This window comes from Halopseudomonas sabulinigri, from assembly GCF_900105255.1.
Taxonomy (GTDB): Bacteria; Pseudomonadota; Gammaproteobacteria; order Pseudomonadales; family Pseudomonadaceae; genus Halopseudomonas; species Halopseudomonas sabulinigri.
The window spans coordinates 787,667-813,539 of record NZ_LT629763.1 but is presented as its reverse complement, the minus strand read 5'-3'; the positions used below and the strand labels follow the sequence as shown (position 1 = coordinate 813,539).

25 protein-coding genes are annotated in these 25,873 nt (G+C 59.2%); 21 read left to right on the top strand and 4 right to left on the bottom strand.

Annotated elements, in window-relative coordinates; translation table 11 throughout:
• The first annotated feature begins 157 nt into the window (after positions 1 to 157).
• The 12 genes from BLU26_RS03565 to BLU26_RS03510 all read left to right on the top strand — a co-directional run bounded on the left by BLU26_RS03565 (position 158) and on the right by BLU26_RS03510 (position 13,325).
• A complete protein-coding gene (locus tag BLU26_RS03565; protein WP_172830638.1) occupies positions 158 to 3,022 on the top strand; it encodes a FimV family protein in 2,865 nt (954 codons plus the stop codon).
• Complete coding sequence (gene truA / locus BLU26_RS03560) at positions 3,022 to 3,882, top strand: tRNA pseudouridine(38-40) synthase TruA (RefSeq protein WP_092283915.1); 861 nt, start codon at positions 3,022 to 3,024, stop codon at positions 3,880 to 3,882. The genes BLU26_RS03565 and truA overlap by 1 nt, the downstream gene beginning before the upstream one ends.
• A 61-nt stretch (positions 3,883 to 3,943) precedes the next feature.
• Positions 3,944 to 4,567, top strand: coding sequence for a phosphoribosylanthranilate isomerase (locus tag BLU26_RS03555; RefSeq protein WP_092283913.1), 624 nt, complete (start codon positions 3,944 to 3,946; stop codon positions 4,565 to 4,567).
• Positions 4,551 to 5,768, top strand: coding sequence for a tryptophan synthase subunit beta (trpB, locus tag BLU26_RS03550; RefSeq protein ID WP_092283911.1), 1,218 nt, complete (start codon positions 4,551 to 4,553; stop codon positions 5,766 to 5,768). The genes BLU26_RS03555 and trpB overlap by 17 nt, the downstream gene beginning before the upstream one ends.
• Positions 5,769 to 5,779: 11 nt before the next feature.
• Positions 5,780 to 6,583, top strand: coding sequence for a tryptophan synthase subunit alpha (gene trpA, locus BLU26_RS03545; RefSeq protein WP_092283909.1), 804 nt, complete (start codon positions 5,780 to 5,782; stop codon positions 6,581 to 6,583).
• 61 nt (positions 6,584 to 6,644) lie between these two features.
• Positions 6,645 to 7,541, top strand: a complete 897-nt coding sequence (gene accD / locus BLU26_RS03540) for an acetyl-CoA carboxylase, carboxyltransferase subunit beta (RefSeq protein ID WP_092283907.1) — start codon at positions 6,645 to 6,647, stop codon at positions 7,539 to 7,541.
• Positions 7,541 to 8,830, top strand: a complete 1,290-nt coding sequence (gene folC, locus BLU26_RS03535) for a bifunctional tetrahydrofolate synthase/dihydrofolate synthase (protein ID WP_092283905.1) — start codon at positions 7,541 to 7,543, stop codon at positions 8,828 to 8,830. Before accD ends, folC begins: the two co-directional genes overlap by 1 nt.
• Positions 8,823 to 9,428, top strand: a complete 606-nt coding sequence (locus BLU26_RS03530; RefSeq protein WP_092283903.1) for an SPOR domain-containing protein — start codon at positions 8,823 to 8,825, stop codon at positions 9,426 to 9,428. Before folC ends, BLU26_RS03530 begins: the two co-directional genes overlap by 8 nt.
• Positions 9,429 to 9,557: 129 nt before the next feature.
• A complete protein-coding gene (locus BLU26_RS03525; protein ID WP_092288348.1) occupies positions 9,558 to 10,040 on the top strand; it encodes a CvpA family protein in 483 nt (160 codons plus the stop codon).
• 53 nt (positions 10,041 to 10,093) lie between these two features.
• Positions 10,094 to 11,599: an amidophosphoribosyltransferase gene (purF, locus tag BLU26_RS03520; RefSeq protein WP_092283901.1), complete on the top strand. Its 1,506-nt coding sequence runs from the start codon at positions 10,094 to 10,096 to the stop codon at positions 11,597 to 11,599.
• 49 nt (positions 11,600 to 11,648) lie between these two features.
• Complete coding sequence (locus BLU26_RS03515) at positions 11,649 to 12,863, top strand: O-succinylhomoserine sulfhydrylase (RefSeq protein WP_092283899.1); 1,215 nt, start codon at positions 11,649 to 11,651, stop codon at positions 12,861 to 12,863.
• 165 nt (positions 12,864 to 13,028) lie between these two features.
• Complete coding sequence (locus BLU26_RS03510) at positions 13,029 to 13,325, top strand: ComEA family DNA-binding protein (protein WP_092283897.1); 297 nt, start codon at positions 13,029 to 13,031, stop codon at positions 13,323 to 13,325.
• 57 nt (positions 13,326 to 13,382) lie between these two features.
• Here the strand turns inward: BLU26_RS03510 and BLU26_RS03505 are convergent, their stop codons facing one another.
• Positions 13,383 to 14,807 carry a methyl-accepting chemotaxis protein gene (locus BLU26_RS03505; RefSeq protein ID WP_092283895.1) on the bottom strand — a complete coding sequence of 475 codons (1,425 nt, stop codon included), beginning with the start codon at positions 14,805 to 14,807 and terminating at the stop codon, positions 13,383 to 13,385.
• 187 nt (positions 14,808 to 14,994) lie between these two features.
• On the opposite strand from BLU26_RS03505, the gene rnd reads away from it, so the two are divergent.
• From rnd to BLU26_RS03480, 5 genes are all read left to right on the top strand, one after another.
• Positions 14,995 to 16,143: a ribonuclease D gene (gene rnd / locus BLU26_RS03500; protein ID WP_231701999.1), complete on the top strand. Its 1,149-nt coding sequence runs from the start codon at positions 14,995 to 14,997 to the stop codon at positions 16,141 to 16,143.
• A 10-nt stretch (positions 16,144 to 16,153) separates the two neighbouring features.
• Entirely contained in the window at positions 16,154 to 16,447 is a 294-nt protein-coding gene (locus BLU26_RS03495; RefSeq protein WP_092283891.1) for a YcgL domain-containing protein, read from the top strand.
• Positions 16,448 to 16,564: 117 nt separating this feature from the next.
• Complete coding sequence (locus BLU26_RS03490) at positions 16,565 to 17,002, top strand: MarR family winged helix-turn-helix transcriptional regulator (protein WP_092283889.1); 438 nt, start codon at positions 16,565 to 16,567, stop codon at positions 17,000 to 17,002.
• A 32-nt stretch (positions 17,003 to 17,034) separates the two neighbouring features.
• Positions 17,035 to 18,093, top strand: a complete 1,059-nt coding sequence (locus BLU26_RS03485) for an HlyD family secretion protein (RefSeq protein WP_092283887.1) — start codon at positions 17,035 to 17,037, stop codon at positions 18,091 to 18,093.
• Between the two features lie 9 nt (positions 18,094 to 18,102).
• Complete coding sequence (locus tag BLU26_RS03480; protein ID WP_092283885.1) at positions 18,103 to 19,638, top strand: DHA2 family efflux MFS transporter permease subunit; 1,536 nt, start codon at positions 18,103 to 18,105, stop codon at positions 19,636 to 19,638.
• A gap of 21 nt (positions 19,639 to 19,659) precedes the next feature.
• On the opposite strand, the gene BLU26_RS03475 is transcribed toward BLU26_RS03480, so the two are convergent.
• The gene (locus BLU26_RS03475; RefSeq protein WP_092283883.1) at positions 19,660 to 20,061 is read right to left on the bottom strand and encodes an NINE protein; all 402 of its coding nucleotides are present in this window, start codon (positions 20,059 to 20,061) and stop codon (positions 19,660 to 19,662) included.
• 79 nt (positions 20,062 to 20,140) lie between these two features.
• Between BLU26_RS03475 and BLU26_RS03470 the strand changes: the two genes are divergently transcribed.
• The 4 genes from BLU26_RS03470 (at position 20,141) to BLU26_RS03455 (ending at position 24,071) form a co-directional block, all read left to right on the top strand.
• Positions 20,141 to 21,502 carry a YcjX family protein gene (locus BLU26_RS03470; RefSeq protein ID WP_157719289.1) on the top strand — a complete coding sequence of 454 codons (1,362 nt, stop codon included), beginning with the start codon at positions 20,141 to 20,143 and terminating at the stop codon, positions 21,500 to 21,502.
• A complete protein-coding gene (locus BLU26_RS03465; RefSeq protein ID WP_092283879.1) occupies positions 21,499 to 22,527 on the top strand; it encodes a YcjF family protein in 1,029 nt (342 codons plus the stop codon). Before BLU26_RS03470 ends, BLU26_RS03465 begins: the two co-directional genes overlap by 4 nt.
• Positions 22,514 to 23,203, top strand: a complete 690-nt coding sequence (locus BLU26_RS03460) for a hypothetical protein (RefSeq protein WP_092283877.1) — start codon at positions 22,514 to 22,516, stop codon at positions 23,201 to 23,203. The genes BLU26_RS03465 and BLU26_RS03460 overlap by 14 nt, the downstream gene beginning before the upstream one ends.
• 73 nt (positions 23,204 to 23,276) lie before the next feature.
• Positions 23,277 to 24,071 carry an acyl-CoA thioesterase gene (locus BLU26_RS03455; protein ID WP_092283875.1) on the top strand — a complete coding sequence of 265 codons (795 nt, stop codon included), beginning with the start codon at positions 23,277 to 23,279 and terminating at the stop codon, positions 24,069 to 24,071.
• Between the two features lie 12 nt (positions 24,072 to 24,083).
• Here the strand turns inward: BLU26_RS03455 and cmoB are convergent, their stop codons facing one another.
• Both cmoB and cmoA read right to left on the bottom strand, forming a co-directional pair.
• Positions 24,084 to 25,058, bottom strand: coding sequence for a tRNA 5-methoxyuridine(34)/uridine 5-oxyacetic acid(34) synthase CmoB (gene cmoB, locus BLU26_RS03450; RefSeq protein WP_269433960.1), 975 nt, complete (start codon positions 25,056 to 25,058; stop codon positions 24,084 to 24,086).
• Positions 25,055 to 25,795: a carboxy-S-adenosyl-L-methionine synthase CmoA gene (cmoA, locus tag BLU26_RS03445; RefSeq protein ID WP_092283873.1), complete on the bottom strand. Its 741-nt coding sequence runs from the start codon at positions 25,793 to 25,795 to the stop codon at positions 25,055 to 25,057. Before cmoA ends, cmoB begins: the two co-directional genes overlap by 4 nt.
• Positions 25,796 to 25,873 lie beyond the last annotated feature (78 nt).

Sequence of the window (25,873 nt, the reverse complement as noted above, 5' to 3'; positions counted from 1 at the left end):
CAGCGGTTGCTGGTTGTCTCAGACTGGATGGGGGATGTTCGCGGTAGGCCAGTCAGTGCACAACAGGGTCTGTTGAAGCGTGAGAAAACGATAAAAGCAAAGGATTTTCGCTATGGTTCGCAAACTGGTTATAGCTGTCGCCGCAGCAAGTGCCTTGATGTCCACAGGAATGGTTCAAGCATTGGGAGTAGGCGACATTAACCTGCGCTCATCCTTAAATCAGCCGTTGGATGCTGAAATTGATCTGCTTCAAGTACGGGATCTCACCAGCGAAGAGATTCGCTCGATGCTGGCCTCGCCGGATGACTTCGGTAGAGCCGGGATTGAACGCACTTTCTTTCTGACCGACCTCAAATTTACGCCTGTGGTAAAACCTAACGGCAAGTCGGTTATCCGCGTTACCTCAAGTCGCCCAGTCAATGAACCTTATCTGAACTTCCTGATGGAAGTGCGCTGGCCCTCCGGTAAAGTATTGCGTGAGTTCACCGTATTGCTTGATCCGCCGCTGTACCAGCCGGCCTCAATCACCAGCAGTGCCCCGGTGACCGCGCCAACCAGTTCTTCAGCACAGATTTCGCCACCGCGTCCGACCATTGCGCCGGCACAACCGCGTGGTAGCAGCCCTTACGCCACAGCTCCTGCCGCAACCACGCAGCCAAGTTCGACCGAGTGGCGCACCAATCCTTCCGACACCCTGTGGGAAGTCGCGCTGAAGTCGCGCCCCTCCGGTGCCAATGTGCATCAGACCATGTTGGCGATCCAGGATCTTAATCCTGGTGCCTTCATCAATGGCAACATCAATCAACTCAAGTCCGGGCAAACTCTGAAGTTGCCGACCAGCGAACAGGCCGCCAAGCGCACTGGTAGCGAGGCGGTAGCTGAGGTGGCAGCGCAGAATCGTGCCTGGCAGGACGGTCGCTCGGCTCCAGCTCCGGCTGCTGCGGACAGTGCGCCGAGTGCGCCGCAGCTGGATGCTCGCCAGCGCGAAAGCGCAGGTGCCGCACCGGAACAAGTGGATGCGGAAGACTCGCTGCGCCTGGTTTCCGGCGCTGATGAGCAGGTAAGCGATGGTGCCGGCGATGGCGCAGCCAACGCGAATAACGCTTCTCAGCTACGCGACTCACTGGATCGTACCAAGGAACAGCTGGATGCGGCTGAGCGGGAAAAGGCCGAGATGGGCGAGCGCCTGGACGATGTGCAGGGTCAGCTCGAAACCTTGCAGCGTCTGCTTGAACTGAAAGATGCGCAGCTCGCAGCATTGCAGCAGGAAATCAGCAGCAGCGGTGAGAGCAGCGAGCTGACCACCGAGCCGCAAGCCGACCTGGAAGAAATTGCCGCACTCGAACAGCAGCAGGCTGAGGCTGAAGCTGGCGCTGTTGAAGGCGCTCAGGTTGATGCTGAGGCCGTTGAGGTCGAGCCATCCGCTGATGAAACAGCAGAAGTTACACCTGAGACCGAGCTGACGGATGCAGAGGTCGCTGAGGCAGCAGTCAGCCAGCCGGAAGGCGCGGACGCTGAGGCATCCACTGAGCAGCCGGCTGCGGTTGAGCCGCAGGCTCCGGAAGTTATCGAGCCCGCAGCTGATGTGGCGCCAGAGGTTGATCAGCCCGCTGTCGCTGCGTCTGAGCCGCAAGCCTCAACAACTGCAGAGTCTCTGCTGCAGCGCATGATGCAGAACCAAATGTTGCTGATTGGCGGCGGCGTTATTGCCATTTTGCTGCTGCTGATGGTGTTGATGGCCGTGTCGCGCCGTAACGCCCGTCGCGAAGCCGATATGGCGGACAACTTCATTGCCAATGCGGCTGATGGCCATGATGCTGATCCAACGGCTGGCGAGTCGGACGATTTCAACGTTGCACTGGCAGCAGAGCTGGACGACGATGCTGGTATCGCCGTCGATCCGCTGACCGAAGCCGACGGCCTGCTGGCCTATGGCAAGCCGCAAGAAGCGCAGGCGGTGCTGCTTGCTGCGGTCGAGAACGAGCCGGAAAGAACCGATCTGCGTCTCAAGTTGCTCGAAGTTGAAGGCTTGCTTGAGAACGCTGAAGGCTATCGTGCACAACACGAAGCCTTGCGCGCTGCCGGCACGGTAGACGCCCAGGTGGATGCAATGGATGCACGCTTCCCGTTGATGGCGGCGGCGGTTGCCGGTGCTGCCGCAGGGCTTGCGTATGACAGCACAGATGAGGACGAAATATCCTTTGAAATGCCTGCCGACGAGGCGTCCGCAGCTGTGGTTGAAGAAGAGGATATGGACTTTGACTTCAGCGAGTTTGAGATGGGCGACAGCCCGGCTCCGGCCGCTGCACCCGAAGTTGTCGCCGAGCCCGCAACTTCCAGTGATGAAGATATCGACTTTGACCTCGACTTTGATCTTGATGACACGGTCGCGCCGCAGGATCTGCAGGGTGCTACCGAGCCAGAAGCCACTGCCGCAGACGCAGCGGTGGAGTTGGATGAATCTCTCGATTTCACCGAGTTCGAAAGTCTGGAAGAGACGCCGGTTGCAGAGTCTGAACCGAGTGCTCTGGATGACGATTTTGACCTGTCCCTGACCGACGACTTGCAGACTGACAGCTTGAGCGCTGACTTCGACGCGATCGAGGAGCCAGTGGCTGACAAGCCGGTAGCCGAGGAAAGCTTTAATCTGTCTGAAGATGATCTGGCCGGCTTTGAAGTAGAACTGGATGAGGCCGCCGGTGAAGCCGAGCAGGCTGATGTGTCGCTACCGCTGGATACGCTGGAATTGAAAGAAGATGAGGCGCTGTCTGGGGAGGACGACGACCTCATGCCGCTTGAAAACATGACGGAGGAGCCAGTGGCTGGCGATCTGGACGAAGATGACGAGTTTGATTTCCTCTCGGGTACTGATGAGAGCGCGACCAAGCTCGACCTGGCCAGAGCCTACATCGATATGGGTGACAGCGAAGGTGCCCGTGATATTCTCAATGAGGTAATCGATGAAGGTAATGAGCAACAGCAGCAGGAAGCGCGCGAGATGATGGAGCGTTTGACTGACTGATGGATGTTGATGAGCACGAAGCAGCGGCCGCCCCTGAGGCGGCCGCTGCTGTTTCAAGGGTGGCAGCGTGCGTAGAGTATCGCGGTAGCGCCTACCGTGGTTGGCAGCGGCAGCAGAGTGGTGTCGCCAGCGTGCAGGAAGCGGTTGAAAAGGCGTTGAGCCGAGTGGCTAACCATCCTGTTCAGGTGTTCTGTGCCGGGCGTACCGACGCTGGCGTGCACGCGTCCTGTCAGATTATCCATTTTGACAGCGATGCGGTGCGTACCCCGCGTAACTGGATTCACGGTGCCAACGCCAATCTGCCTGCAGATATCTCATTGAGCTGGGTGCAGCCAATGGGTATGGATTTTCATGCCCGCTTCTCAGCGGTCGCCCGGCGTTATCGGTATGTTATCTATAACGACCCTATTCGGCCTGCGCACCTGGCGCACGAAGTGACCTGGAATTACCGTCCGCTTGATCTCGGCTCGATGCGACAGGCGGCGCGTGCGCTCCTGGGTACCCATGACTTTACGTCTTATCGGGCCGTTGGTTGTCAGGCCAAATCACCGATCAAAACGATTCACCATCTTGAGTTGCTTGAATATGGCCGCTTCATCGTGCTGGATATCCGGGCCAACGCGTTTCTGCATCATATGGTGCGTAATATCGCCGGTGTGCTTATGCAGATAGGCTGCGGTGAGCGGCCGATAGCCTGGGCTGAGCAGGTGTTGGCGGCGCGCGATCGCGCCCAGGGCGGGCTGACTGCCCCCGCATTCGGGCTGTATCTGGTTGACGTTACCTATCCAGAGCAGTTCGCATTACCGGAGCGTTATCTGGGGCCGCACTTTCTTTCGGCGCTGCCAAATGTGGCCGACTGACGCTTGAGGTGCTATCTGCTACTATCGTTTCCCCCTATCGAATTGAGGTGCCTTGACTCCTATGGCGCGCATTAAAATCTGTGGCATCACCCGGGTGGAAGATGCCCTGGCGGCAGCGCAAGCTGGCGCCGACGCCATTGGCTTGGTCTTCTACGCGCCCAGTCCACGTGCGGTTGCGCCTGAGCAGGCTGCTGAAATCGTAGCGGCGTTGCCCCCGTTCGTGACCGTGGTCGGGCTGTTTGTCGATGCTGATGCGTACTACGTGCGTGATGTGTTGAAACAGGTGCCCCTGGATCTGCTGCAATTTCATGGTGATGAAGATGCGGCCTACTGCGAACAGTTCAACCGACCCTATCTGAAAGCGGTCAGGGTGCGTGAAGGTCAGGACCTGGCCAGCGTTGCCGCCGCCTGGCCCGACGCTAGCGGTATTCTTCTCGATAGCTATAAGCCCGGTGTACCCGGTGGTACCGGCGAGGTGTTCGACTGGGCGCTGGTGCCGAATGAACGGCGCTGGAGTCTGGTGCTGGCCGGAGGCTTGACGCCCGCCAACGTGGCCCAGGCCATTGCTGAAGTGAGGCCGTGGGCAGTTGATGTTAGCGGCGGTGTAGAGGCCGCCAAGGGCATCAAGGATGTCGAAAAAATTAACGCTTTTATTCAAGAGGTGAAGCGTGTCCGAGTCTTGTAAAACCGATTATGCTGCGGTCCCCGATGCGCGGGGTCACTTTGGCCCCTACGGTGGCCGGTTTGTCTCCGAAACGTTGATGGACGCACTCGACGATCTCGAGAAGCTTTACCGTAAATTATCCCAGGATCCTCAATTTCAGGCTGAGTTTGACCGTGATCTTGCGCATTACGTAGGCCGTCCGTCGCCGCTGTATCTGGCTGAGCGCCTGACTGCCAAAGTGGGTGGGGCGCAAATATATCTCAAGCGCGAAGACCTCAACCATACCGGTGCGCACAAGGTGAACAACACCATTGGCCAGGCGCTACTGGCCAAGCACATGGGCAAGCCGCGGGTGATTGCTGAGACCGGCGCCGGGCAGCACGGCGTCGCCACTGCCACTGTGGCAGCGCGACTGGGGCTCAAGTGCCAGGTTTATATGGGCGCAGAGGACGTCAAGCGGCAGGCGCTCAACGTTTATCGCATGAAGCTGCTGGGCGCCGAGGTGATTCCGGTCACCTCCGGTTCGAAAACCCTCAAGGATGCCATGAACGAGGCCATGCGCGATTGGGTAACCAATATCGACGACACCTTCTACATCATCGGTACCGTGGCGGGCCCGCATCCTTACCCGGAACTGGTGCGCGACTTCCAGTGCGTCATCGGACGTGAAGCGCGTGCGCAGTGCCTGGCGCAGGCCGGTCGGCTGCCCGATGCCCTGGTCGCTTGTGTGGGCGGCGGCTCTAATGCGATTGGTCTGTTCCATCCTTTTCTCAATGACGAAACCGTCAAGATGTACGGGGTAGAGGCGGGGGGGCATGGTATTGCCACTGGCGAGCACGCGGCGCCGCTGAGCGCGGGTCAGCCTGGTGTGCTGCACGGCAATCGCACTTATCTGATGTCGGATGCGGCTGGTCAGATCATTGAGACCCATTCTGTCTCCGCCGGCCTCGATTACCCGGGTGTTGGCCCTGAGCACAGTTGGCTCAAGGATATCGGCCGGGTTGACTACGTTGATGCCACCGACGATGAGGCACTGGCAGCGTTCCGCGAACTAACGCGGGTTGAGGGCATCATGCCCGCGCTGGAGTCCAGCCATGCCGTTGCATACGCAATGAAGCTGGCCGCGCGCATGCGCCCCGATGAGATGATTGTCGTCAACCTGTCAGGTCGTGGTGACAAGGATATTCATACTGTCGCCGGTATCGACGGCATCAGCATTTAACGAGAGCTAGCATGAGCCGAATCAAAGACTGTTTTACCGCCCTTGAGGCTGCGGGCCGCAAGGCGCTGATTCCTTACATCACTGCTGGCGATCCCGCTCCGGACGTTACCCTGCCGTTGATGCACGACCTGGTGGCAGCGGGTGCCGATATTATCGAGCTAGGCATCCCGTTCTCCGACCCCATGGCTGACGGTCCGGTGATCCAGCTGGCAATGGAGCGCGCTTTGGCGCACCACGTCAGCCTGGAGCAGGTACTGGACATGGTCCGGCGCTTCCGCGAGGATGACGACAAGACGCCGGTGGTGCTTATGGGGTATCTCAATCCCGTTGAGCGCATGGGTTACGCCGCGTTTGCTGCAGCCGCAGCTGACGCGGGTGTGGATGGCATTCTGACTGTAGATCTGCCGCCGGAAGAAGCTCAGGACGTATTGCCGGTGTTCAAGGCCCAGGGGCTCGACAGTATTTTCCTGCTTTCGCCAACCACAACCAAAGAACGTGCCCGGCTGATTTGTGAGCAGGCCAGCGGTTATGTCTATTATGTTTCATTGAAAGGTGTGACCGGATCCAGTGCTTTGAACGTCACCGAAGTAGCAAACAGGCTGGACATGCTGCGCACGGTGACCGATTTGCCAATTGGCGTGGGCTTTGGCATCCGCGATGGTGAATCGGCGGCGGCAGTGGCCAAGGTGGCCGATGGCGTGGTGGTTGGCTCGGTACTGGTTAACCAGATTGCCGACCATGCTGACGAGCCAGAGCAGGCCCGCAAGGGTATTGCTGCCATCATCAGCAGCATGCGTAGCGCAATGGACCAATAAAAGATTTAATCAGCCGGACTGCCTGCGCAGCCTGGCCCGATAAACGAAATAAGGAATGGCGATGAGCAATTGGCTGGTGGACAAACTGATTCCTTCCATCGTGCGCTCTGAAGCACAAAAGAGCAGCGTGCCCGAAGGGCTGTGGCGCAAGTGCCCATCATGCGAGGCGGTTTTGTACCGTCCTGAGCTGGAAAAGAACCTGGATGTCTGCCCCAAGTGCAGCCACCATCTGCGTATCAATGCCCGCCGGCGTCTGGATATCTTTCTTGACGAGGGTGATCGCAGCGAGATTGGCGCCGAGCTGGAGCCAATCGACCGGTTGAAGTTTCGCGACAGCAAGAAGTACAAGGACCGCTTGAGCGCAGCGCAGAAGGAAACAGGTGAGAAAGATGCGCTGGTGGTCATGCAGGGCAAGCTCAAGGGTTCGCCCATTGTCGCCAGCGCGTTCGAGTTCAACTTCATGGGTGGCTCCATGGGTAGTGTGGTTGGCGCGCGCTTTGTGCGTGGCGCTGAAGTGGCACTGCGTGAGCGTATCCCTTACGTCTGCTTTTCTGCCTCCGGCGGCGCGCGGATGCAGGAAGCGTTGTTCTCGCTGATGCAAATGGCCAAGACCAGTGCTGCTTTGGCACGCTTGAAGGAAGAGGGCATTCCGTTTATTTCGGTGATGACTGATCCGGTTTATGGCGGGGTGTCCGCGAGCCTGGCAATGCTGGGCGACCTCAACGTGGCTGAGCCCAATGCCTTGATCGGTTTTGCCGGACCGCGCGTTATTGAGCAGACAGTACGTGAAAAGCTGCCTGCCGGCTTCCAGCGTAGCGAGTTCCTGCTGGATCACGGTGCACTGGATATGATCATTGCGCGTGGTGAGATGCGTGATCGGCTGGCCAGTATGCTGTCTATCTTCACCAATGCCCCGGCGCCGGTGAGCGAAGATAGCCCCGAGCCGAGTGAGGCCTGATGTCGCAACGCAGTCTTGCCCAGTGGCTGACGCGGCTGGAAGGGCTGCATCCGAGTGAGATCGATATGGGCCTGGCGCGCGTGCGCCAGGTCGCTGAGCGGCTCGAGCTGCTGCAGCCCGCACCGATAGTCTTTACGGTAACTGGAACCAACGGCAAGGGTTCTACCTGTGCTGCGCTGGACTCTTTACTGCGCGTCTCCGGTCAGCAAACCGGCTGTTACACCTCCCCACACCTGTTGCATTACAACGAGCGCGTTCGCATCAATGGCCAGATGGTCAGTGATGAGGCGCTATGCGAGGCATTCGCGGCCGTGGACCAAGCTCGTGGTGATGTAACTCTCACTTATTTCGAGTTCGGTACCCTGGCGGCGCTATGGCTATTCAAAGCTGCAAGGCTGGATGCCGTAGTGCTGGAGGTTGGCTTGGGTGGTCGCCTGGATGCGGTCAATGTCGTCGATGCTGACGTGGCCATCGTTACCAGTATTGGCCTGGATCATCAGGAATATCTGGGTAACACCCTGGAGTCGGTGGGGTTTGAGAAAGCGGGCATCTTGCGCAGCCGGCGGCCAGTGATAAGTGGTGAGCAGCATCTGCCGAGCAGCTTCAAGCAAAAAGTGGCAGAGCTAGATTGTGAGCTGCTGGTGCGCGGCGTTGATTTTGGTTGGCAGCCCGAGGGCGAGGATGGTTGGTGTGCCTTCGCTCGGGTGGACGGTCAAGCTTGCGACTATCACGATCTGCCGCCCGTGAGCTTGCCGCGCGACAATCTTGCAGTTGCGCTGCAAGCTTTTTTGCAGGCGGGGTTTCGTCTCCCAGAACCAAAAGTGCGTCAGGCACTGGCCGCGGCTACCGCGCCGGGCCGTCTGGAGGTGCGCCGCGTGAGCTGGCGCGGGCAGCCAAGGCAGGTTTGCCTGGATGTCGGCCACAACCCGCATGCCGCTACGTTCATGGCCAACGCCTTGGCAGCGTCCAAGCGCGAGCGCGTCGCGGTGTTCGGTTTGCTTACAGACAAGGACCTTGCGGGTGTGCACTTGCCGCTTCAGGGGATGTTCAGCCGTTGGTATGTGGCGCCGCTCGATAGCCCGCGCAGCCGGCCTGCCGCCGAGTTGGCAGAGCACCTGAGCGAGCGGGGTGAGCAGGTGAAGGCTTGCAGCAGTATCGCCGAAGCGTTGCGTTGCGCGTTGGACGAAACCGCTAGTGAGACTGAAATTGTTATTTTCGGGTCGTTTTTCTGCGTCGCTGCGGCCATACTCTGGCTGTCTGAAACGTCCGGAGAACTGATTGATGGATGAAGGTCTGAAACAGCGCATCATCGGCGCCCTGGTGTTGATCGTTGCTGCCGTGGTGTTTTTGCCGATGCTGTTATCCGGGCAGGATGAAACGGTAGAAGTCGTCGTCGATGTGCCTGAGCAGCCGGTGCTTGATCAACAGCCGATAGCGCCCGCCGAGCCAGTGCCCCTGCCTCAACCGCCACAAGTGCCGGAGATTCCCGCAGCGGATACGGTCATTGAGCAGCCTGCAGCCGAGGTCTCGCCGGCGCAGCCGCCTACCGAGCCTGCAGTGGCAGACGAGGCCAGCGCCGAGCCGGTCAAGGAGCCCGAGCCCGCGCCTGTAGCACCGCCTGCCGCAGTGGCTAGCGGCGACTGGGTGATTCAGCTGGGAAGTTTTTCCAGCAGTGCCAACGCCGAGGGTTTGAGCGAAACCCTGCGCAAACAGGGTTATAACGCTTATACGCATTCGGTCACTGTGCAGGGTAATGCAATTACGCGCGTATACGTCGGCCCGCTGGCTAGCCGCGAGGCCGCCAATCGTCTGCGGGACGAATTGGCCAGCAAGCGTGGCAGCAAAGGCCTGGTTGTGGCGTACGATGCGGACAGTGGTCGCGGCTGAGGCATATATCAGCTTGGCGGCGGAATTGCCCGGCAGGTTGCCTAAATTTGCAGGGTGCAAGTTTGCTGTTTCGATGCCCTTTACTGCTCTGCTAGAATACCGCTCTTTGCGTAACAGGGTGTTGTGACCGTGCCATTTACCTGGGTTGACTGGGCTATCATCGCCATCATTGCTGTATCGGCCTTGATCAGCCTGACCAGAGGCTTCGTTAAAGAAGCGTTGTCGCTGGTGACCTGGATTCTGGCCGGTCTGGTGGCCTGGTTGTTCGGCGGTGCGCTGGCCGAGCTGCTGGCGCCCTACATTGATACGCCTTCACTGCGGGTTATCGCCGCCTGTTCTATTCTTTTCATACTGACATTGCTGCTTGGCGGGCTGATCAACTATCTGATCGGTCAACTGGTCAAGGCGACGGGCTTGAGCGGCACAGACCGCTTTCTGGGCATGGTGTTTGGTGCCGCGCGGGGTGGCTTGCTGGTGGTGGTTATCGTGGGGCTGCTGAGTCTGGCCCCGGTTGACGCCGATACCTGGTGGCGCGAGTCAGCGCTGATTCCTCACTTCTTACTGGTAGCTGACTGGTCCAAGAATTTTATTCTGCAATTGGCTGGTCGCTGATTCGGCCTGGCGCCGAATGGTTTTTCACATACTCTACTAAAAGGTGTTTAGGCATGTGTGGCATTGTTGGCATAGTGGGCAAGTCGAACGTCAATCAGGCGCTCTATGATGCCTTGACCGTCCTGCAGCATCGCGGCCAGGACGCCGCCGGCATTGTGACCTGTGATCGTGGTCGCCTGTTCTTGCGCAAGGATAACGGTCTGGTACGTGACGTCTTTCATCAGCGTCACATGCAGCGCCTGGTCGGCAACATGGGGATCGGGCATGTGCGCTATCCCACTGCCGGTTCCTCCAGTTCCGCCGAGGCGCAACCGTTTTATGTCAACTCGCCTTATGGCATCACGCTGGCACATAACGGCAACCTGACCAACGTCGAGCAGCTGTCGCGCGAGATCTATGAATCCGACCTGCGCCACGTAAACACCACCTCCGACTCGGAAGTGCTGCTCAACGTGTTCGCCCACGAGCTGGCCCGGGGTGGCAAGCTGCAACCCAGTGAAGAGGATATTTTCAACGCCGTTCGCGCCGTCCACGAGCGTTGCCGTGGCGGTTACGCGGCAGTCGCCATGGTCACCGGCTATGGCATTGTCGGCTTCCGCGACCCCAATGCGATCCGTCCCATTGTGTTCGGCAAGCGTGAAACGGAGAACGGTGTCGAATACATGATCGCCTCCGAAAGCGTATCGCTGGATGTGCTGGGGTTTGACCTGATCCGCGATCTGGAGCCTGGCGAAGCCGTGTATATCACCGACGAGGGCGAACTGTTTACCCGTCAGTGCTCCAGCCACCAGGAATACTCGCCGTGCATTTTCGAGCACGTATACCTGGCGCGCCCGGATTCGATGATCGACAAGGTGCTGGTCTACAAGGCGCGTTTGCGCATGGGCGAGAAACTGGCCGAGAAAATTGAGCGCGAGCGGCCGGACCACGGTATTGACGTGGTTATCCCGATTCCCGATACCAGCCGTACCTCGGCGGTAGAGCTGGCGAACCATCTGGGCGTGAAGTTCCGCGAGGGTTTCGTCAAGAACCGCTACATCGGCCGCACCTTCATCATGCCCGGGCAGGCGGCCCGCAAAAAGTCGGTACGCCAGAAGCTGAACGCGATTGACCTCGAATTTCGTGGCAAGAATGTTCTGTTGGTGGATGATTCCATCGTGCGCGGTACTACCTGCAAGCAGATTATCCAGATGGCCAGAGAGGCCGGTGCTGCCAAGGTTTACTTCTGCTCGGCGGCGCCGGCTGTGCGTTACCCGAACGTCTACGGTATTGACATGCCAACGGCCCACGAGCTGATCGCTCACGGTCGTACGACCGAGGAAGTTGCAGAGCTGATCGGCGCGGACTGGCTGATCTATCAGGACCTTGAGGACCTGATCGAGGCCGTGTCAGAGGGTAATCCGGATATCAAGCGTTACGACTGCTCGGTATTCAATGGCGAATACGTTACAGGCGACGTCAGTGAGGCTTATCTGGGCAAGATCGAGCAGGCACGTAACGATTCTGCCAAGGCTGTCGCAGACACAGGCAACGCCATCATCGATCTGCACAACAATTGATAGTAAAGGCCGCACTGCCTGAGGGTGGTCGGCAAGAGAGGGTTTCAGGATGACACAGGATTGGGACGCCGGACGGCTCGACAGTGATCTGGACGGCGCAGGTTTCGATACCCTGGCAGTGCGCGCCGGCCAACGCCGCAGCCCTGAGGCGGAGCACGGCGAGGCGCTGTTTCTGACGTCAAGTTACGTATTTCGCAGCGCTGCTGAAGCGGCTGCGTGTTTCTCCGGCGAGTCTGGCGGCAACGTGTATTCACGTTACATGAACCCGACGGTGCGCAACTTCGAAGAGCGCATTGCGCTGATGGAGCAAGCCGAGCAGGCCGTCGCTACGGCGTCGGGTATGGCTGCCATCCTGGCGACAGTGATGAGCCTGTGCTCAGCTGGCGATCATATTTTGGTGTCACGCAGTGTATTCGGCTCGACCGTGACCCTGTGTGAGAAGTACCTCAAGCGCTTTGGCATCGAGGTCGATTATGTGCCGTTGTCGGATATCGCCGCTTGGCAAGCCGCCTGCAAGCCCAATACCCGGATGATGTTTCTGGAGTCACCGTCCAACCCGCTTGCCGAGTTGGCCGACATTCGAGCTCTCAGCGCCGTGGCGCGGGAGCAGGGCGTGCTCCTGGTGGTGGACAACTGCTTCTGCACGCCGGCATTACAGAAACCGCTGACGCTGGGCGCCGATATCGTTGTGCATTCGGCGACCAAATACATCGACGGGCAAGGGCGCTGCCTGGGTGGCGTAGTCGCCGGGCGCAAGGAGCACATGCAGGAGTTGGTGGGTTTCCTGCGTACGGCCGGGCCAACACTCAGCCCCTTCAACGCCTGGGTATTTCTCAAGGGGCTGGAAACCCTGCGCCTGCGTATGCGTGCACATTGTGAAGCCGCGCAGGCTCTGGCGGAGTGGCTGGTACAGCAACCGCAGGTGGAGCACGTTTACTACGCGGGCCTGCCAAGTCACCCACAGCATGAATTGGCCAAGGCGCAGCAATCGGCATTTGGTGCAGTGGTGAGCTTTGAGCTGAAAGGCGGGCGGGATGCGGCCTGGCGGTTTATTGATGCCACGCGATTGCTTTCGATTACCGCCAATCTCGGCGACAGCAAATCCACCATTACGCACCCTGCGACGACCACGCATGGCCGCCTGACACCCGAGGCGCGTGCCGCGGCTGGCATCCGCGATGGCCTTATTCGCCTGGCGATCGGCCTGGAAGAGGTGGCAGACCTTAAAGCCGACTTGCAGCGCGGGCTGGATGCGCAAAGATGAGTTGATTGCGCAGGCAAATGCGATTGGTTTCACATTCAAGGCCGGCCGGGTTATAACCCCGCCGGCCTTTGTTTTAGTGTTGCCGGGCCGCAGGGATGGCGGTCCAGGGCTGCTGAAGTATGTTCCTTCAGTGCGGCGAACCCTAAATCAAATAAGGAGAGTCCCATGCGTAAACTAGTTACTGCATTCTGCCTGCTGATGACTTGCTGGCTGGCCGTTCCCGCGCTGGCCGACGAGGCCATGCCGGCTGCGAGCGAAGCCGCAATCAGTGTCAACATCAATACCGCCGGAGCGGACGAGATTGCCGAGGTGCTGCAGGGCGTTGGTCAGGCCAAGGCGCAGGCAATTGTGGATTATCGCGAGCAGAACGGCGCTTTTACCTCGGTCGATGGAATTACCGCCGTGAAGGGGATTGGGCCGAGTACGCTGGCGAACAATAGTGATCGCATCAAGCTGCAATAACCTCTGTAGAAGCGGCCTGAATGCAGGCCGCTTCAGCCTAAGCGCTACAAATTGGCTTTACGCCTTCAACTGGCTGACCGAGAGTTTCAACTGGTGCGCCAGCTTGGCCAGTTGATCGCTGGTCGCCGCGCTTTGCATGGTTTGATCAACCGTGCGCTCAGTGACGTCGCGAATTTCCACAATGCTTTGCGTAATGGCTTCGGCCACCTGGCTTTGCTGATCAACCGCCGAGGCGATCTCGCTGTTGCCGCGACTGATCCGGCTGACAGCGCTGGCAATTTCATGCAGAGAGTCGCCAGCCTGGGCAACCTGTTCTACCGAATCATGGGTCAGTCCGGCGCTGGCCTGCATGTCCTGCACCGCCACCTGGGTACCTGATTGCAGCGTTTCGATCATGCGCTGGATGTCGTCGGTCGAGCTTTGCACGCGTTGCGCCAGGGCGCGCACCTCATCTGCCACTACAGCAAAGCCGCGACCCGATTCGCCTGCGCGTGCTGCCTCGATTGCCGCGTTGAGAGCCAACAGGTTGGTCTGCTCGGCGATGCTGCGGATCACCTGAACTACACCGCTGATGTCCTCACTGTTGGATGCCAGTGTCTGCATATGCTGAGTACAGCGTTCAATGCTGGTTGCCAAGCCGGTGATGGTCTTGCGTACTTGCTCCACCTGATCGCGGCCGTCGCTCGCTAGCGTGTCCGCCTGGCTGGATTGATCGCGGGTGGTCGAAGTATTGCCGGCAATGTCCTGTACCGTCGCGCTCATTTCATTGACCGCGGCCGCCACTTGGTCAGTTTCGCCCTGTTGTTGCACCATGCCGTCACGCACCTGGCCCATCAGCCCGGCCAGATTACTCGCGCCCTGATCGAGTTCGAGCGAAGCCTGGCGCACGGCAGCGACCACCTGTTGCTGGGCCTGTTGCATGGCGTTGAACGCAGCGGCCATTGAGCCGACTTCATCGCGGCTGGTAGCGCGCGCGCGCAGCGTCAGATCGCCGGTTTGCTGCACCTTGGTCATGGTGTCGCGAAGGCTGAGAATATGGCGAGTGATAAACAGGATCAGTAGCTGAGACACGGCGAGCACGAGCAGCATCAATGCGAACACCACCACGGCATATAGCGGTGCACGCGTGAACAGCAAGCTCACGTAGCCCTGATGCTCCACACCCAGTGCGCGGGTCGGAGTACTCCAGACGCCTTGCAGGTCGCCGCCCGTGCCGGCCGGCAACGCGTTGGCGTCGCGCCACACCGGCGTCGTGCCGGAAGTATTGAGGTTATCAGTCCCTAACCAGCGCAGGCCGGGGAGATCAGGCTGCAGCTCGGCCTGATTACTGATTAATGCCTTGCCCAGTGCTTTGCGGTTGTCCTGAATGCTGTCCTGCTCGATCCACACGGCTACCAGCACCAACAGCAAGGTGGCGATGAACGCAACGCTGTTGACGGCCCAGAATTTGTATTTCAATGGCAGGTGCTGAAGAAATTGCATGCATGCTCCAATAGTGCAGTGAACTCGGGAGTACTGACGGCCAGCCTGAAGACGGCATTATGCCAAACCTACCCACTTTATCGGTTGATTCTGATCAAACTTGATGGTGAAACAGGGTGTGAATGCCGCCGGGGCAGGGCGGTTGCAGATCAGTTATACTCACGGCAATTTATTGAAAAGGTTTCCCATGACAAGCCCGCTGGCTCCCCCGTTGATGATCGACACTAACGCCGAATTGGCCTCCTGGTGCAGCCGTTGGCTGACCCTGCCCTATGTCGCTGTGGATACCGAGTTTGTTCGCACTGAAACCTTCTATCCGATTGCCGGCCTTATTCAGGTAGGCGACGGGCAACGTGCGTATCTTATTGATCCCTTGGCGATTACCGACTGGTCGCCGTTAGTGACGCTGCTACAGGCGCCTGATGTGGTCAAGGTGCTGCACGCCTGCAGTGAAGACCTTGAAGTCTTTACCCGGCTCTGTAATGCCGTGCCGTTGCCATTGTTTGATACCCAGCTGGCCGCCGCCTTTCTCGGTATGGACTTTTCCATGGGGTATTCGCGTTTGGTCAGCGAGCTGCTGAACATCGATCTACCCAAGGAAGAGACGCGCTCCGATTGGCTGCAGCGGCCACTGAGCCCCGGCCAGATTGAATACGCTGCCCGTGATGCCCAGCACCTGGCCGAGCTATATCAGCTGCTGGCACCGCGCATCGCCGCTGCTGGCGTAGAACCGTGGCTGTTTGCCGATACCGCGGAGCAGGTGAGGGCAAGTGGCCAGGTTACCGACCCGGAGCAGGCTTATCAGCAAGTCAAGCAGGCCTGGCGGCTGAACCCCGCGCAGCTGGCGATCTTGCAGCGGCTGGCTTATTGGCGAGAAACCGAATCACGCCAGCGCGACCAGGCACGTAATCGCCTGGTACGTGAGCGCGCGCTGGTGCCCATGGCCCAGCAGCAACCCGACAACTTGCAAACGTTGGCGCGCATCGAAGATATGCACCCGCGCACTGTACGTCAGGACGGCGAAACGCTGCTGCAGTTGATTCGCGAAGGCAAGGCAGCAGACCCGCAGGATTATCCCGAGCGGCTCCCTGAGCCCTTGCCCGCTGCTGCCAACCGGTTGCTCAAACTCATGCGCAAGGTAGGGCAAACAGAAGCCGAACGACTGGGTATCGCACCGGAAATCATGCTGCGCAAAAAGGTGCTGGAAGCCATGTTGCGAACCGGATTCCCCAGCGGACCCTATAGTCTGCCAGACGAGCTGAACGGCTGGCGTCGTGAGTTGATGGGTGAGGCGCTGTTAGCCGTCGCCAACGCAGAAGTGGAAGAGCCGGTATGAAGGTGTGTGCATGAAAGTACTCTGTTCGATTTACCGCAGCCGCAATAAGCCTGGCATGTATTTATATGTGCCCCGCGAGGCGGGCCTGCGCGAGGTGCCAGCCGAACTGATGACGCTATTTGGTCGTGCTGAGCACGCAATGGACCTGGTGCTGACCGAAGAGCGCAAGCTGGCCCAGGAAGATATTCTCAAGGTATTGGAAAATCTGCAGGGGCAAGGTTTTCATGTGCAGATGCCACCGCAGGAAGAGGATTACATAGTGCACCTGCCGGATGAGTTGCTGACGCGCAACGATCCCGTTTAAGCGCCTCCAGGCCGTCTTGCTCGGGCATGACGGCCGCATCGTTTCACGGACCACTCCCTATTTCTTTCGGGTTGACCCTGTGCGTTTTGCAGGCATATAGTACGTAAAGCTTACTATATGCCTGCGGTGTTTTTTGTGGATAAAACCTGGTTGCCTATTCTTGTTGCCGACGTCAATCGCTTGGTGCGCAAGACTTTTATTGCCAGTCGGCAGCCTGATGGTCTTACTCAAGAGCAGTTTCGCACGTTAGTGCACCTGTCGCTGCGTGAGGGTATACGGCAGGTAGAGTTGGCCGACATCCTTGAGATAAAGCCGATTACCTTGACCCGCGTGCTCGATCAGCTAGGCCAGGCGGGCCTGATCGAGCGTCGTCCGGCGCCCAACGACCGACGTGCTCATCAGCTTTTTCTGACGGATGCTGCAAAACCTCATTTGCAAACCTTCGAAACTCTGAAAAACCAGATATCCCAGCGAATGACCGCAGGTCTGAGTGACGCAGAGGTAGCGCAGTTGCTACTTCTGCTGCGGCATGTGCACGCGCAGATGGGTCAGTAACGTCTCTGTTCAACTAATCGGATTGTTCTCTCATGACTGAATCTACCGCAGTTGCAGCATCGCCCGAGCCACGCCAGCGTGGTCGCCGGTTAGTGTTGCTGGTATTGGTACCCGTTGTGCTGCTGGCAGGGGCGGCTGTCTTTTACTTGCAAGGCGGACGCTACGTTACTACCGACAATGCCTACGTACGTGCAGACAAGGTCCCGGTAAGCTCTCAGGTGTCTGGTCGTGTGGAGCAGGTTCTGGTTGTGGAAAACCAGCATGTCGAGGCAGGTCAGCCGCTGTTTCGCATAGACTCAGCGCCCTTCGACATCAGCGTGGCCAAGGCCCGGGCGCACTTGGCCCAAGTGCGCGCCGATCTTGCAGCCATGAAGGCAAGCTATAGAGAAACCCAGGCGCAACTGGCGCTGCGCAAGACACGTTCGGCATTCAGTCAGAAAGAGGAACGGCGGCAGTCGCAGCTGCTGGACAAGGAATACATCTCTGCAGCTACCTTTGATAACGCACGGCAGGCCAGCGATGTGGCGGCGCAGGAAGTCAACGTACTCGAACAGGAACTCAGTCGCCTGACTGAAATGCTGGGCGGCAGCGCCGATGCGCCGGCCGAGTCGCACCCCAGTTATCAGGCGGCGCAGGCGGAGCTGGAGGACGCGCTGTTGAACCAGCAACGTACGCTGGTACGAGCGTCGATTGCGGGCGTGGTCAGTAATCTGCCAAAACCGGGTCAGTACCTGTCCGCCGGGAGCATGGCTCTGGCGTTGGTCGCCTCGGATACCCCCTGGATCGAAGCCAATTTTCCGGAAACCGATCTCACCCACGTGCAGCCCGGGCAGTCGGTTGAAGTGCGCATCGACATCTATCCTGACCGGGTATGGCAGGCAACCGTGCAAAGTCTGAGTCCTGCAACCGGGTCCGAGTTTTCGGTAATTCCAGCACAGAACGCCACCGGTAACTGGGTGAAGATTGTACAACGGGTGCCAGTGCGTATTCAGTTGCAGACTGAGGCAGGCGCGCCCTCGTTGCTGGCGGGTCTGAGCACCGAAGTAGAGATTGACACCGGCCATCGCCGCCAGTTATCCGACCTTTTGTGACGGCGTGCCATGACCGCGGCTAGCAAAAACTCCGCTGGAGCACAGCGACTGCTGATCACGCTGTCGGTGATGCTGGCGACCATCATGCAGGCGCTGGATACAACTATTGCCAACGTGGCGCTGCCGCACATGCAGGGGTCGATGGGCGCCACCCAGGATCAGATATCCTGGGTGCTGACGTCTTATATTGTTGCAGCGGCTATCTGCATGCCACTCACCGGGATTCTTAGCGCTAGGTTTGGCCGCAAGCGTCTTTTCATGGCGGCGGTGGTTGGCTTCACCCTGGCGTCGATGCTGTGCGGTGCAGCTCAGAGTCTTGAGCAGATAGTGTTGTTCCGTCTGTTGCAGGGCGTGTTTGGTGCCTGTCTGGTGCCGCTGTCGCAGGCGGTGTTGCTGGACACCTATCCGCCGGAGAAGCACGGATCGGCTATGGCGATGTGGGGCGTAGGGGTTATGGTTGGGCCTATTCTTGGGCCCTCTCTGGGCGGGTTGTTGACCGAGTACTACAGTTGGCGCTGGGTGTTCTATATCAACGTTCCTTTGGGGATTCTGGCCTGGTTCGGTTTGCTCGCGTTCCTGCCCGAGACAGAGACGAGCAACAAGCGACGCTTTGATTTGCTGGGTTTTCTGTTATTGGCGCTCGGCATAGGCGCGCTGCAGATGATGCTTGACCGCGGCGAGTCGCTGGATTGGTTTGCCAGTCGCGAGGTGGTGATTGAAGCCGTGCTGGCGGGTTTGGGGTTCTATCTGTTCATTGCGCACATTCTGACGCGGCGTCAGCCGTTTGTTGAGCCTGCCATGTTCCGCAATCGTAATTTCAGCGTGGGCCTGATCTTCATTTTCATTATCGGCATCATCCTGTTGGCGACCATGGCGCTACTGCCGCCGTTTCTGCAGAACCTGCTGGGCTATCCGGTAATCGACGTGGGCATGCTGCTGGCTCCCAGAGGCTTGGGTACCATGGTCGGCATGGTGCTGGTCGGGCGTTTGTCGGGGCGGGTAGATGAACGTCTGATGATCGCCGTAGGGCTACTGTTGACCTGCGTTTCGCTGTGGGAAATGAGTGGTTTCAACCTCAATGTGGCGGCCGCCGATGTGGTGCGCACGGGCATCATTCAAGGGCTGGGGTTGGGTTTGATCTTCGTGCCGCTGTCGACGCTGACGTTTTCGACGCTGGCGGCGGAGTACCGCAATGACGGTACCGCGCTGTTCAGTCTGGTGCGCAACATCGGCAGCAGCATTGGCATCTCGCTGGTGGTGACCTATCTGGCGCAACGCACGCAGGTCAACCACGCAGCGTTCGCTGACTATATCAACCCCTTCAATCTCGCCTTGCGCCAGGCGACGGAGCTTGGCGCCTACAGCATCAATTCAACCGCAGGGCTGGCTGGACTGAATCAGGAACTGAACCGGCAGGCTGCCACGTTGGGATACTTGCAGGACTTTCGCTTCATGATGTGGATTGCCCTGAGCGCATTTCCATTGCTGCTGTTGCTGCAACGCAGCCCACAGCGGCGCCAGGGTGACGCCGTGGTTATGGAGTAAAAGTTTGGTGCGTGCTCGCGCTCACCAGTCTCGCTGCATGTTCTTTACCGAGATCTGTTCGTTCAGGGTCCAGTAGTCGTACAGCAGGCCCAGGCCGAACAGGCCAACGGTGAAGAAATAGATGATCGCGGTAATCCACTTGCCCATGTACAGCCGGTGGGCGCCAAAGACGCCCAGAAAGGTCAGCAGTATCCAGGTCAGGTTGAAGTTGATCGGACCCGTGCGGAACCGGCGATCAGCGTCGCGGTCCATCGAAGGGATCAGGAACAGATCCACAATCCAGCCGATGAAAAACAGCCCCAGCGTGAAGAACCAGAGGGTCCCGGTGATGGGCTTTCCATAATAGAAGCGATGCGCCCCCATAAAGCCGAATATCCAGAGTAGATATCCGATTGCTTTGCTGTGGGTGTCCGAATAGGCCATGGGGGGTGCTCCTCCGCTCCGTGTGTTGGTTGTGTAATACTGGTCATAGACCATAAACGATTCGGGGAGTGCCTGCGCGGTGTCAAATAAAAGTGCGAACTGGTTCAAGCAAGCGGGACGCGCCGGCAACCCGCTGCGGCGTCAGAGTTTGCGAGTGGGTGTGACCGGTTTGAGTGGCGCAGGCAAGACCACCTTCATTACCAGTTTGATCAATCAATTGGAGAATCACCAAAAAGGGCTTCTCGCACAGCGCGCGCCGTTCGATCGTCTGGTGTCCGTGCGCTGGCGACGCGACGAGGTGGAGCAGCCCTTTCCCTATCTGGACTCGCTAGCCGCGCTGTCTGCCGAACCTGCGACTTGGCCGCAATCCACCGCCGATTTGTCACGCGTATTGCTCGACTTGCGGTTCAAGCCCCGAGGCTTGCTGGGCAAAGTGCAGGGCACCCGAGACGTCAGTATCGAGATACTTGATTATCCGGGAGAGTGGCTGCTCGATTTGCCGCTGCTCAACCTGAACTTTGGCCAGTGGTGCGAGCAGATGACGCAGTGGCTGGCGCAGTCGCCGCGGGCCGAACTGGCGGTCAGCCTGCGTGAGCGTCTGCAGTCGCTTGATCCGCAGGCGGAGGCTGATGAGGCTGAGCTGGCCGATCTCGCGGGGGCGTGGTCGGCTTTCCTGCAGCGTTGTCGTTCAGAGGCTGGGCTTTCGCGTAATCAGCCAGCGCGATTTCTGCAGCCGGGTAGCGATGTGGCTGCGCAGATGCTGCACTTCGTGCCGTTATTGCGGGCCAACCAGCATAGTGAGGGTAACGCCAAAAGTTGGTGGGGCGTATGTGAAGCAAGGTTCAACTACTACCGCGATTTCATCGTGCGCGGATTCTACGACGAGCACTTCCGACACCTGGATCAACAGGTTCTGCTGGTCGATATGCTCACGCCGATGGATGCAGGGCAGGCCGCGCTGAGCGATCTGAAAGGTGCGATGGAAGCAGTGCTGGAGAGTTTCCACTATGGCCAGAATGGATTTTTGGCGCGCCTGCTGAGGTTTCGTCCACGCATTCGTCGGCTGGCTTTGTGCGCTACCAAGGTTGATAAGGTAGGCCCGTTGCAGCAGCGCGCGGTACAGCAATGCCTTGAAGATTTGATGGTTGATCGCTTGGCTGATGTGCGACATGGCGGCGTTGAGATCAAGGGTATTCCGTTGTCCGCTATTCGTGCGACCCGGCAGGAGGGCGACGCACTGGTCGCCGGCTTGCAAGGCAAAACCGGCTGGGTGCGCTACCAGCCCGGCGACATCCCCGCACATCTACCGCAATCACTGCAGGTCAACAGTCCGCAACTGCTGGCTCTGCGCCCACCACCGGGATTGCACCGCAATGAACCTTTTCCGCATTACCGTATGGACGATCTGGTTGCCTGGTTGCTAAAGGGAGCCCGCCTGTGAGTGACGACAACAAGACCCGCATTCTGGATACCTGGGAGTTGCCCTCAGAGGAGGCCGACAGGCGGGTCACCGAGCTGCTGGGTGAAGTAGACGAATCGCAGCTGCAGGCGCACCGGGCCAATGAAGTGCCATTGCCTGGAACGCTCAACGCGCCACCGCCAAGCCGCTGGCCGTCGCGCCTGCTGAAGCTGGCTGTCATGGTGGTGGTGGGTGGCGCTGCTGTGGAGTGGGGGCAATGGGCCTGGGCCTCGTGGCACTGGCACCCGGTGGCCGGGGCGCTGGTGGGTGGTCTGGGCGCTCTCCTGGGCGGGGCTGGCTTGTTTGCATTGCGCGATTTGCGACGCCAGCGTCACCGGCTAAGTGATCTCGAGCAATTACGCAGTGAAATGCAGGCTGCGCTGCGTGACCCGCGTCAGCGCCTGGCACTCGACTGGCTTGACCGCCTGGCTGGTGTTTACGCCGGTACGCCGCTGGCTGCCAGGTTGCAGGCCGCGTGCGCCGACCTTGACGCAGCACATGAGGCGGACGAGGTATGCCGCCGGTTGAATCTGCAGTTCTACCAGGGCATTGATCAACAGGCGCGGCAGATCGTTCGCAACGAAGCGGTGGGCACCGGCGTGCTGGTTGCTTCCAGTCCCTGGGTGTCAGTTGATCTGTTGCTGGTGGTGTGGCGCAACATACGCATGATGCAACGTGTGGCGGTGTGCTACGGACTGCCGATTGGCCGCTTGAGCCGCTGGCGTCTAGCTCGCCATGTGTTGCGTAATATCGCCCTGGCAGGTGGAACTGAAATGGCCATGGGCGCCTTTAGTGACTCACTGCTGTCAGGTTTGCTGGAAAAGCTGGCTGCTCGGGTGGGGCAGGGCATGGGCATCGGCTTGTACAGTGCCCGGTTGGGACATTTCACCCTGGATCTTTGCCGTGCAGTCCCGCTGTCTGAGACCAGCGCGCTGCTGGAGGACAACAAGGGCATCATTAGAACCATGAAGGAACGGTTGGGACGCACAACGGATGACAGGTTATAAATCACGGCGACGTTGGCTGGCGGAACGCTGGCTAGCCGAACGCAAGGCAGTATTTGACAAGAAGTGGGGCAGGTTTCAGCAGCAGTTCGTGTCGCCGGCCTGGCCGGAGCGCATGGCGGCTGTACAGCTGATTCCCGATGGAGAGGTCAGTGGCTGGCAGCCGGCGCCTGGCTCCAGTAGCGCTGAACTGCGCCTTTGGGTCGACAAACTCCCATTGTTTCAACGGCGCTGGCTGGCTGCCCTGCTGGGCGCGCCAAGAGCAGGCAGCAATACCCTGATCGATGCGATTGAACGCCAGCAGCTGGATTGGCGTAGCCAGCTGAATCCGCTGAAAAGCCACCGCGATTACGCTAATCAACTGGCCATCCTTGCCAATGAAATGGGGTGTGATGCTGCCGCGCCCAGCGCCTACCTGGAAAATGAGAAACGCATTTTTGTCGCGCTGGATGAACTGCTGTTTGGCTCCTTGCCGATGCGTCTGCGTAGCAGCCTCGCGAATGAACATCGTACCGGCCATGGTTTTTATGTGGTCTGGTGGTACGAGCGCCTGATGGCGCGGGCCGGCATGCCCGACTTTGAGCTGACCGACCTCAGTGACGTCGACTGGCCCGACATGCCGCCAGCCTGGTTGGCGCTTGGCTGGTTGTGTGGTCTGCGGCTGCAGGGCGCCAACTGAGCGATGCGCCAGGCTGGTCAGTATGGTCTGAATTCAACTACCATGCTGGGCCGTCATTTTGCAGGACATCAAGATGAATTTTGCCGAGTTGTTGCGCGCTTTCAGCGCCTCTACTGATCAGCGCGTCACCATCCCCGCCGACTGGGCTCAAGGTCGCGCGGGTTACGGCGGTCTGGTTGCCGCGCTGGTAGTGCAGGGCATGCGCGCCAAGGTGGCAGACGGGCGACCACTGCGCTCGCTGGCCATTACCTTCGTCGGGCCAGTCACGCCGGGTGAGGAGATGTCAGTCGAAGCAGAAGTGCTTCGCGAGGGAAGAGCGGTCAGCCAGGTTCTGGGGCGGGCGCTGCAGAACGGGCAAACAATGTGCATCATCCAAGGCAGTTTCGGTGCGGGGCGCGAGTCCAGTGTCGATGTGGCTGCCTTGCCCGCTCCGCCCGCGCCGGTGCCGGAAAGCTGCCAACGCATGCCCTACATCGAAGGTATGAACCCTCCGTTCATTCGCTATTTTGATGTGCGCTGGACCTTCGGCGACTACCCCTGCACCAACAGCCGTAAGCGGGAAATGGGCGGCTGGATGCGTTTTGACGAGCAGTTCGCGCACTTTGATTCAGTCCATCTGGTGGGTCTGGTCGATGTCTGGCCGCCGGCGGTACTGCCGCATCTGAAAGAGCGTGCGCCGGCCAGTTCGCTTACCTGGACTATCGAGTTTGTTCAGCCACAGCCCGACCTGGGAGATCAAGGCTGGTTGCTCTATAAGGCTAATATCGAACATGCCCGCGATGGCTACGGACATATCGCGGCGATGATCTGGAGCCAGGCTGGCGAGCTGGTCGCGATCAGCCGACAAACCGTGGCGGTGTTCGGCTGAGACGCCTCGCGCTCATCCTCCTGGCTTGAGCGCGACCAGCGTGGCCCGTAGCGGTGCCGGATGGCCTTCGATGGTTTTGCTTGCGTCGCCGGGCTGCAGGAAATCCGGCAGGGATTGAAAGCGCATCCAATCGGTGCTGCGCTGCTCTTCCACGCTGGTGCGATTCAGGTCAACGCAGCGAATGTCGTTGAATCCCGCGCGGGCGAGAAAGCGCTCCAGCATCGCTACCGACGGTAGAAACCACACGTTGCGCATCTGCGCATACCGGTCTTCCGGCAGCAGGCACTGCTGCTCATCACCTTCAATCACCAAAGTTTCCAACACCAGTTCACCGCCAGGACGCAAGCAGGCCTTGAGCTGCAGCAGATGGTCTATGGGCGCGCGCCTGTGGTAGAGCACGCCCATTGAAAATACCGTATCAAAGGCGTTGCTGGGTTCAGGCAGTGCCTCAAGGGTGAAAGGTAGCTGCCAGACCGGCGCGTTGGGTAGGTAACGTTTTACCGCTTCGAACTGGTTGAGAAACAGCAGGTTCGGGTCAACTCCAATGACCATGCTCGCCCCAGCCTGCCACATGCGCCACATGTAATAGCCGTTGCCGCAGCCAATATCCAGCACCCGCCGGCCACGCAGATCGATGTGCGGCGCGACGCGTTGCCACTTCCAGTCCGAATGCCACTCCGTGTCTATGTGTACGCCGAACAGGTCAAAGGGGCCCTTGCGCCATGGATGCAGGCCGCGCAAGCCCTCTTCGAGCGTGGTTTGCGCCTTTGCGTCTAAGGGATGCCGACTGCGCAGGGTTACGCCGTTGACCAGGTCTGCTTCGACATCGTCGAGGGACGGCAGCTTGTTCAGGCTGGCCTGCCAGCGCTCAAGGTCGCCGTGCTGCAGGCTGTCAAAGCGTTGTTGCAGACCTTCGCTGATGGGACGGCGCCATTTGGTAAGTGGGCCGTCGGCCAGGGAGGCGAGAAAAGCGGTGTAATCAATCACGTGTGAGCAATCATCGAGCAGAAGTTGAGACACTGGAACCAGATATGGCTATGGCTGAAGCCGGCTTGCTGCAGGCGTTGCTGATGCTGCTCCTGGGTATCGGGCAGCATGACGTTTTCGATGGCGCTGCGCTTCTGGGCAATCTCGAGGTCACTGTAGCCATTGGCTCGTTTGAACGCGTAGTGCAGTTGCTCAAGGCTTTGTTGGGTATTGGTGTCGGCGAAGTTCAGCTTCTCGGACAAAATGAGTACGCCGCCGGGTTGCAGCGCTTGGCGTATGCGGGTGAGCAGCGCGAGCCGTTCCTCTGGCTTGACGAACTGCAGGGTGAAATTCAGTACCACGACCGAGCAGGGCGCCAGCGGGTAATTCACGATGTCGCCAAGCACGACCTGCGCCGGTAGTGGCTCTTCAAGCATGGCGTCCTGCGCGCTCAGGTATTCGCGACAGCGCTCAACCATTGCTGCGGCATTGTCAATCGCAACAATCTGGCAACCCTCGCTGCCGACATGGCGGCGCATTGATTGAGTGGCGGCGCCCAGTGAACAGCCCAAGTCGTATATCAGCGACTGCGGCTGGGCGTGCTGCGCTGCTATCAGGCCGATGCTCTCAATAATAGTCGGGTAACCCGGCACTGAACGCTTGATCATATCCGGGAACACGCGCGCGACCTGTTCATCAAAGGCAAAGTCTGCGACCTTGCTGAAGGGTGTTGCAAAGAGTTTGTCTACATCGGTCATGCGCGGGATCCAAAGGCAAAAGCAAGCCAGATATTCTAACGCAACTCGGCGACCTTGACAGGAACCGCAACTGCTTGC